This window comes from Streptomyces sp. NPDC057424, from assembly GCF_042803315.1.
Classification (GTDB): domain Bacteria; phylum Actinomycetota; class Actinomycetes; order Streptomycetales; family Streptomycetaceae; genus Streptomyces.
Genome location: NZ_JBHVCP010000076.1, coordinates 20885 through 29042, shown reverse-complemented (window position 1 = coordinate 29042; position 8158 = coordinate 20885). Strand labels below are relative to the sequence as shown.

The window sequence follows — 8158 nt, the reverse complement described above, 5'->3', positions numbered from 1 at the left end:
CCCGGGGGGCTGGGGCGGCGGCTCGGGGCGGCGCCACGGCACCTGGCGGGGGGCGCGCGGGTGTGGCCCCGGGTGCCCCCCTGCACCGCCCGCAGCCTGCGGGCGTTCCAGGCGGCCGGCTATCTGCCCGTGGGCTCGGAGGTGCTGCTCAGCGCCACGGCTCGTGGCGCGGGCCGCTGACGCACCCGCTGATGGTCCCGGACCTCACCGGAAGATGCCCGTGTGCCCGAGCGAGTAGCGGCCGGGCTGCGGGTAGACCGCGAGGCCGTGCGGGCCGCTGCCGACCGGGATGCGGGCGAGCTGGACTCCGGTGCGGGTGTCGATGGCGTACACCTCGGCGTCGTAGCGGCCGGACAGCCACAGCACCTTGCCGTCGGCGGAGACGCCGCCCATGTCGGGGCTGCCGCCGTCGGGCAGGTCCCACTTCTTGGTCAGCTTGTTCTTGGTGAAGTCGAAGACGGAGATGGTGCCCTCGCCCCGGTTGGACACGTACATCTCGCGCGAGTCCCGGCTGACGTAGAGGCCGTGGCAGCCCTTGCCGGTGGGCATGAGGGTGGGCTCGGTGAACGTGTCGCCGTCCAGGACCCACATGCCGTGGGCCATCATGTCGGCGATGTAGAACTTCTTGCCGTCGGGTGAGATTTTCACGTCCTGCGGCATGGCGCCCTGGAACGGCAGCCGCTGCTGACCGACGACCTCCATCTTCTCGGTGTCGACCTTGAGCAGCTCGCCGCTGAACTCGCAGGAGACGATGAAGTAGCGGCCGTCGAGGGAGAAGTCGGCGTGGTTGACGCCGTAGCAGGAGACCGGGACGGTCTTCTTGATCTTCATGGTGTGCGGGTCGCGGAAGACCAGCTCGCGGTCGAGGGAGGCCATGACGACGGCGTACCTGCCGTTGGGCGTGAAGTAGAGGTTGTAGGGGTCGTGGACCTCGACCTCCTTGCCCGCCTTGCCCGTCTTGGGATCGATCGGTGTGAGGGTGTGGCCGCGGTTGTTGTTGACCCAGAGCGTCTTCAGGTCCCACGAGGGCACGACGTGCTGGGGCTGCCGGCCCACCGGGATCGTCTCGATGATCTCGTACGTCTTCGGGTCGATGACGGAGACCGTGTCGGACTCGGTGTTGGGGACGTAGACCCGGGACGGGAAGTCCTTGACCACCGGGGACAGTTTGTTCGGGCGGTCGGCGGCGTACACGTCCTCGGGGTCCAGGACGGGCGGCATGCCGGGCAGGCCCTCCACGGGCTTCCGCTCCGGCGGGGCGGGCACGGCGGCCTCGGTGCCGCGCGCCTCGGAGGTCCGTTCCCCGCTGCCGGTGCCGCAGGCGGCGAGGAGGACGAGGGCGGCACCCGCGACGAGGGTGTTCTTGACGAGATAGCGGTGCATTGCCCCATTTAATGGGCGCTTCCAGAGGAATCCGGTGATTCGGCTGTCCGGCGGCCGGGTGAGGCATCGCGCCCGCTCAGCGGTCGGCGACCCGCATCTCGAACCAGGTGGTCTTGCCCCGGGGCAGCAGATCGACCCCCCAGCGGTCGGCCAGCTTGTCGACGAGGAACAGACCCCGGCCGCTGATGTCCATCTCCTGAACCGGCATCAGGCAGGGCAGCCCCCGGGAGGGGTCGCGCACCTCGACGCGGATCCAGCCGCGGCGCCGGTGCAGACGCAGCCCGAAGACGCGGGCGCCGGTGTGGCGGACGGCGTTGCCGACGAGTTCGGAGACGAGCAGGACAGCGTCCTCCGTGGCCTTGGGGCCGAGCCCCCAGTGGCGCAGGACCACGACCTGGGTGAGCCGTCTCGCGATGGCCGCGGACTCGGGGCGGGACGGCAGTGGAACCTCTGCCTCCGTCGGGTTGCCGTACAACTCGAGCGCTTTCAGCGCGTGTTCGTCCTCGACGGTCGGCGACCAGCGCGCCGCGGCCGCATGAGCGTGCCCCCGCGGCTGTTCCATACCCTCCAGCCCCGCCATGCCCCCATCATGGCCGCCCCGGGCCTCCGACGGGGCCGTTCCCGGGGAATACACCCCGTCGAACAGGCGGTGAACCGGAGGGCTTCCGTCATATGCCAAAGGCACTTCGGAGGCACGCCCACCTCGTCTGACCTGCTGGAATGTTCCACTCCGGGATAACCGGGGAAGCCCCCCGACCAAACCGGCTTAAGGCTGCCTTAAGGCTGCCATAAACCGCCCCAACGAGGGACACCGGGTCAGACACCGCGTCAATTGCAAGCCCCTGGAGGGATGTTCAGAGGAACTTCGCCTTGCCCGGGCCCTCCTCCACGAAGCTGCGCATCCCGCGCTCGCGGTCCTCGGTGGCGAACAGACCCGCGAACCAGTTGCGTTCGATCGCGAGGCCCGTGTCGATGTCCGTCTCCAGGCCCGTGTCGATCGACTCCTTCGCGGCGCGCAGCGCGAGCGCCGGGCCCTTCGCCAGCTTCGCGGCCCAGGCGTGCGCCTGGGCGTACACCTCGCCGGCGGGGACGACCCGGTCCACCAGACCGATCTCACGGGCCTCGTCGGCCTTCACCATCCGGCCCGTGAAGATGAGGTCCTTGGCCTTGGAGGGCCCGACCAGGCGCGCCAGGCGCTGGGTGCCGCCGGCGCCGGGGATCAGGCCGAGCAGGATCTCCGGCTGGCCGAGCTTGGCGTTCTCGCCGGCGATGCGGAAGTCCGCGCACAGCGCGAGTTCGCAGCCACCGCCCAGCGCGTACCCCGTCACGGCCGCGACGACCGGCTTGGGGATCCGGGCCACCGCCGTGAACGAGTCCTGCAGGGCGCGGGCGCGCAGGACCATCGCGGTGTGGTCCATCGCCTGCATCTCCTTGATGTCCGCACCGGCCGCGAACACCTTCTCACCGCCGTAGACCACCACGGCCCGGACGTCCTCGCGGCGCGTGGCCTCCTCGGCGAGTTCCTTCAGCCGGTCCTGCGTGGCGATGTCCAGCGCGTTCATGGGCGGGCGGTCGAGACGGAGCGTGCCGACGCCTTCAGCGACTTCGAGAGAGACGGTCATAGGCAGCAGGTTAACCATGACTAACGACTGAGGCCCCGGTGCGGTCCGTCACACCGGGGCCCTCCTGTCAGCAGCGGAGAACTACTTCTTCCACTTCTCCCACGACATGTTCCAGCCGTTGAGCCCGTTGTCCGGGGCGACGGTCCGGTCCTCGGAGTTCTTGACGACCACCACGTCACCGACCATCGAGTGGTTGAAGAACCACGCGGCGGCCACCTTCTTGTCCCAGCCGCCGCGCACGTCGCGCAGGCCGATGCAGCCGTGGCTGGCGTTGTAGTTGCCGAAGGCCCCGCTCGCCCAGTAGTTGCCGTGCAGGAAGGTGCCGGAGGTGGTCAGGCGGACGGCGTGCGGGACGTCCTTGATGTCGTACTCGCCGCCGTAGCCGACCGTCTCGCCGTTCATCCGGGTCACCGTGAGCATCTCGCTGATGACCATCTGGCCGTTCCAGGTCTCCATGCCGGGCTTGCCGGTGGTGACCGGGATGGTCTTGATGACCTTGCCGTCGCGCATGACCTTCATCGTGAGCTTCTTGGCGTCGACGACGGAGACCTGGTTGCGGCCGACGGTGAACTTCACCGTCTTGTCCTGCTCGCCGTAGACGCCGGAGCGGCCTTCGACGCCGTCGAGGTTCAGGTCGACGGTCACCTTGGTGCCGGGCTTCCAGTACTTCTCGGGGCGGAAGTCGAGGCGGTCGTTGCCGAACCAGTGGCCCTCGACGTCGACGGCCGGCTCCGTCGTGACGCGGATGGCCCTCTCGACGTCCTCCGGGTTGGTGATGCCCCGCGAGAAGCGGATGGAGAACGGCATCCCGACGCCGACCTTGGAGCCGTCCTCCGGGGTGAAGGTGCCGATGAAGGTGTTCCGAGGGGTCAAGGTGGTGAAGCCCGCGTCCTCCGCGGCGGTGCGGCCCTCGGAGTCCTCGGCGACCGCGTGGACCGTGTACTTGGTGGCGCCGGCCAGGTGGATGGACGGCGTCCAGCTGGCGCCGTCCCCGGATATCTCGCCGTCGACCTTCTTGCCCTTGCCGTCCTTGACCTCGACCTCGGTCAGCTTCCCCTTCGTGGCGGTCACCTTCAGCGCACCGCTCGTGTCGACGGACTCGGCTCCGTCCTCGGGGGTGATACCGATGACCGCCTCGGACTGCTTGCTCTGCGAGGTGTCCGAGTCCTTGCCCTTGCTGCCGCCCCCGCCGGAACCGGAGCCCGTCCCCCCGCCGCCGCACGCCGTGACGGCGAGGAGCAGCACGCCGAGTATCAGCGCGAGCACTCCGTTCCTGCGCCCAACCGACGCCCCCGATATCGGTCGCCCGTTCACGTGGTTCTCCCCTCCCCGGACCTGGTCAGGCCCGCACCCCGCGCGTCCCCCGCGCGTCGGCGAATAGTAACCACAGGGGAGCCGGCACCGGCGGCCCGCGATTGTCACCGTTCGGTCCCAACGAAACGCCGGGTCAACCCGCCCCTCTGTCCGGCTACTTCACCGCACTGCCCGCCTTCCATGCATTCCAGCCCATATTCCATCCCCCGAGCCCGTTGTCGGGAGAGACCCTTTTGTCATTGCTGTTGACGACTTCGACGACGTCCCCGACGAGGCTGCGGTCGAAGAACCAGCCGGCCGGGGTGTCCGAGCCGCCGCCCTTCACATCCCGCAGCCCGATGCAGCCGTGGCTGACGTTGGTGCGGCCGAACACGGTGTGGTGCGCCCAGTAGTTGCCGTGCAGGAAGGTGCCGGAGTCGGTCAGGCGCATGGCGTGCGGGACGTCGGGGATGTCGTACTCGCCCTTGCCGTCGCGCTTCTTGAAGCCGACCGTGGCGCCGTTCATCCGCGTGACGTCGAGCATCTCGGTCACCACCATCTTGCCGTTGTACGTGGTCGTCCTGGGGGCGCCGGCCGTGACCGGCACGGTGGCGAGGGGCTCGCCGTCGCGCCGGACCTCCATGGAGTGCGCGGCGGCGTCGACCACGGAGATCTGGCTGCGGCCGACGGTGAAGGAGAACGTCTTGTGCTGCAGGCCGTAGACCCCGGGCGCTCCCTCGACGTCGCGCAGGCGCAGGGCGACGGTGACCTGGGTGCCGGGCTTCCAGTAGTCCTCGGGGCGGAAGTCGAGGCGGGTCTTCCCGAACCAGTGCGGGCGGATCTCCACGGCCGGGCGGGCGGTGACCCGGACCGCGCGTTCGACGGCGGCGCGGTCGGTGATCTTCCGGTTGAACTCCAGGGAGACGATCATTCCGGTGCCGACCGTGGCGCGGTTCTCCGGGGCTACGTAGCCGATGAAGCGTTCCTGCGGAACGTAGGTGGTGAAGGTGGTGTGCCGGGCCGAGCGGCGTCCGTCGCCGTCCACGGCCACCGCGTCGATCGTGTACTTGGCGGCCAGCGCGAGCCGCTGCTCGTCGGGTTCCCAGCTCAGGCCGTCGGCGGAGAGGTGCCCGGGCACCGGGGACTCCTGCGCGTCCTGCGACCTGACGACCTTCACCTTCTCCAGCCGGCCGTCGGGCACGCGCACCCGCAGCTTCTTCCCGGGGCGCACTCCCCTGCTGTCGTCGGCCGGCGAGACCTTGATGACGTCCTCGGGCGCCGGGGGCGCGCCGAACGCCCCGGCGATCCCGCCCGCGTCGTCCGAGGTACAGCCCGTGGCCCCGGTGAGGAGCCCTGCCCATGTCACTACGGCGGCCAGCGCGGCCCTCGCGCGCCGCGCGCGCCCTTGTACGTGCCTCACGAGGTGCCCAACGACCGGCCGTGTCCCCGGAAACGACCATGCCCGCCCCCGGGGAAACGTGAGTGCGACCCACGCTCTGGGCAGAACAGTGGGGAGGACGACGCGCAGGGGAGCCGCGACCCGGGCCGCAGCACAGGCCGCACCCCTCTGTCCCCCGTCGTCCCACGAGCCGCGGGAGGCTGACAGGTGTCCAGCGCAGCCGAGCAGGAGGCGGTGGCCGGCCATCAGGCCACTGAGAACGGGCGCCGGGCCGCCGCCGTGAACGGCATGCGGCGGGCCGCGCAGGCGCCCCCCATGCCCGCCCGGCCGGGCGCGCCGACACCGCTGGGCGCCCGGTTCCGGGTCGGCCCGGACGGGGTGGCGGGCACCAACTTCGCGTTGTGGGCCGGCGGGGCCGAGGGGGTCGAGTTGTGCCTCTTCGACGAGACGGGCAAGGAGTCGCGGGTCCGGCTCGCCGAGCTGACCCACGAGATCTGGCACGGCTTCGTCCCGGGTGTGCTGCCCGGGCAGCGCTACGGCTACCGGGTGCACGGCCGCTGGGACCCCTGGACGGGCGCCCGCTGGAACCCGGCGAAGCTGCTCCTCGACCCCTACGCCCGTGCCGTGGACGGAGACTTCACTCTGCCGCCGGAGGTGTACGGGCACGTCCGCGACTGGCCGCAGCAGCACGTCGCCGACACCGTGCGCGACGACCGGGACTCGGCGCCGCACGTCCCGAAGGGCGTCGTCGTCCACGATGACGACGACTGGGCCGACGACCGGCGCCCCAAGACCCCCTGGGCCGACTCGGTGATCTACGAGCTGCACGTCAAGGGCTTCACGCGACTGCACCCGGGCATCCCCGAGGAGCTGCGCGGCACCTACGCCGGCCTCGCGCACCCGGCGGCGATCGAGCACCTGGTGAAGCTGGGCGTGACGGCGGTGGAGCTGCTGCCGGTCCACCAGTTCGCCCACGAGGACCACCTGCTGCGCAGAAGCCTCAGGAACTACTGGGGCTACAACTCCATCGGCTACTTCGCTCCCCACTCGGCCTACGCGGCCTCCGGCACGACCGGCCAGCAGGTCGGGGAGTTCAAGCGGATGGTGCGCGCCCTGCACGCGGCCGGGATCGAGGTCATCCTCGACGTGGTCTACAACCACACCGCCGAGGCGGGCGAACTCGGCCCGACGCTGTCCCTGAAGGGCATCGACAACCGCGGCTACTACCGCCTCCAGGACGACGCCCGCCGCTACGCCGACTACACCGGCTGCGGCAACACCCTGCACGTGGTCCAGCCGCATGTGCTGCGCCTCATCACCGACTCGCTCCGGTACTGGGTGACCGAGATGGGTGTGGACGGCTTCCGCTTCGACCTGGCGGCGGCGCTGGCCCGCTCCATGCACGACGTCGACATGCTCTCCCCGTTCCTCGCGGTCATCGCCCAGGACCCGGTGCTGCGCCGGGTGAAGCTGATCGCCGAGCCGTGGGACGTGGGGTCGGGCGGCTACCAGGTGGGGGCGTTCCCGCCGCTGTGGACGGAGTGGAACGACCGGTACCGCGACGCCGTGCGGGACTTCTGGCGGCACGCGCTGCCGGACGTGCGGGAGATGGGCTACCGCCTGTCGGGCTCCAGCGACCTGTACGCCTGGGGCGGGCGCAGGCCGTACGCGTCCGTCAACTTCATCACCGCCCACGACGGGTTCACCCTGCGCGACCTGGTGACCTACGAGCGCAAGCACAACGAGGCCAACGGCGAGGGCAACCGGGACGGCACGGACGACAACCGGGCCTGGAACTGCGGCGCCGAGGGCGAGACGGACGACGAGGGCGTACGGGCGCTCAGGCGGCGGCAGCTCAGAAACCTGCTGACCACCCTGCTGCTGTCGACGGGCGTGCCCATGCTGGTCGCGGGCGACGAGCTGGGCCGCACCCAGCGCGGCAACAACAACGCCTACTGCCAGGACAACGAGACCGGCTGGCTGGACTGGGAGCTGCTTCGGGACCCCGGCTGGAAGGCCCTGTTCGCGCTCACCTCCCGGCTGATCGAGCTGCGCCACCGGCACCCGGTGCTCAGGCGCAGGGCGTTCTTCTCGGGCCGGGCCCAGACCGCGGACGGGCTGCGCGACCTGGCCTGGTTCACGTCCCGGGGCACGGAGATGACGGAGCAGGACTGGTACGCGCCCGCGGCCACCCTGGGCATGTATCTGTCCGGCCGGGACATTCCGGGCCGGGACGAGCGCGGGGAGCAGATCCTCGACGACAGCTTCCTGGCCGTGCTGCACGCGGGCGAGGAACCGGTGAACTTCCAGCTGCCGGGGCCGCCCTGGGCCGAGCGGTACGAGGTCGTCGTCGACACGAGCCTGGAGGAGCAGGGGGAGGCGCCGGGCGTGGAGCACCGGGCGGGGTCGGAGATCACGATGCCGGCGCGGGCGGTGCTGCTGCTGCGGGTGGCGGGCTGAC

At 70.6% G+C, this 8158-nt stretch carries 6 protein-coding genes and 1 pseudogene; 2 read left to right on the top strand and 5 right to left on the bottom strand.

Annotated elements, in window-relative coordinates; genetic code table 11:
- Window positions 1-180, top strand: a pseudogene (locus tag ACFU3E_RS34955) (GNAT family N-acetyltransferase); the annotation flags it as partial.
- Window positions 181-204: 24 nt separating this feature from the next.
- On the opposite strand, the gene ACFU3E_RS34950 reads toward ACFU3E_RS34955, so the two are convergent.
- From ACFU3E_RS34950 to ACFU3E_RS34930, 5 genes are all read right to left on the bottom strand, one after another.
- Entirely contained in the window at window positions 205-1383 is a 1179-nt protein-coding gene (locus ACFU3E_RS34950) for a YncE family protein (protein ID WP_384167710.1), read from the bottom strand.
- A gap of 76 nt (window positions 1384-1459) precedes the next feature.
- A complete protein-coding gene (locus tag ACFU3E_RS34945) occupies window positions 1460-2068 on the bottom strand; it encodes an ATP-binding protein (protein ID WP_384167707.1) in 609 nt (202 codons plus the stop codon).
- Between the two features lie 169 nt (window positions 2069-2237).
- A complete protein-coding gene (locus tag ACFU3E_RS34940; RefSeq protein ID WP_384167704.1) occupies window positions 2238-3005 on the bottom strand; it encodes an enoyl-CoA hydratase/isomerase family protein in 768 nt (255 codons plus the stop codon).
- 81 nt (window positions 3006-3086) lie between these two features.
- A complete protein-coding gene (locus ACFU3E_RS34935; protein WP_384167701.1) occupies window positions 3087-4319 on the bottom strand; it encodes an Ig-like domain-containing protein in 1233 nt (410 codons plus the stop codon).
- A gap of 154 nt (window positions 4320-4473) precedes the next feature.
- On the bottom strand, window positions 4474-5718 hold the full coding sequence (locus ACFU3E_RS34930) for an Ig-like domain-containing protein (RefSeq protein WP_384167699.1): 1245 nt from the start codon (window positions 5716-5718) through the stop codon (window positions 4474-4476).
- 186 nt (window positions 5719-5904) lie between these two features.
- On the opposite strand from ACFU3E_RS34930, the gene glgX reads away from it, so the two are divergent.
- Entirely contained in the window at window positions 5905-8157 is a 2253-nt protein-coding gene (gene glgX / locus ACFU3E_RS34925) for a glycogen debranching protein GlgX (RefSeq protein WP_384167696.1), read from the top strand.
- The last annotated feature ends 1 nt before the right edge of the window (window position 8158 follow it).

Bases quoted from the DNA above. Each gene is read 5' to 3' on its own strand.
- ACFU3E_RS34950 (WP_384167710.1), bottom strand. From the start codon at position 1,383: ATGCACCGCTATCTCGTCAAGAACACCCTCGTCGCGGGTGCCGCCCTC.
- ACFU3E_RS34940 (WP_384167704.1), bottom strand. From the start codon at position 3,005: ATGACCGTCTCTCTCGAAGTCGCTGAAGGCGTCGGCACGCTCCGTCTC.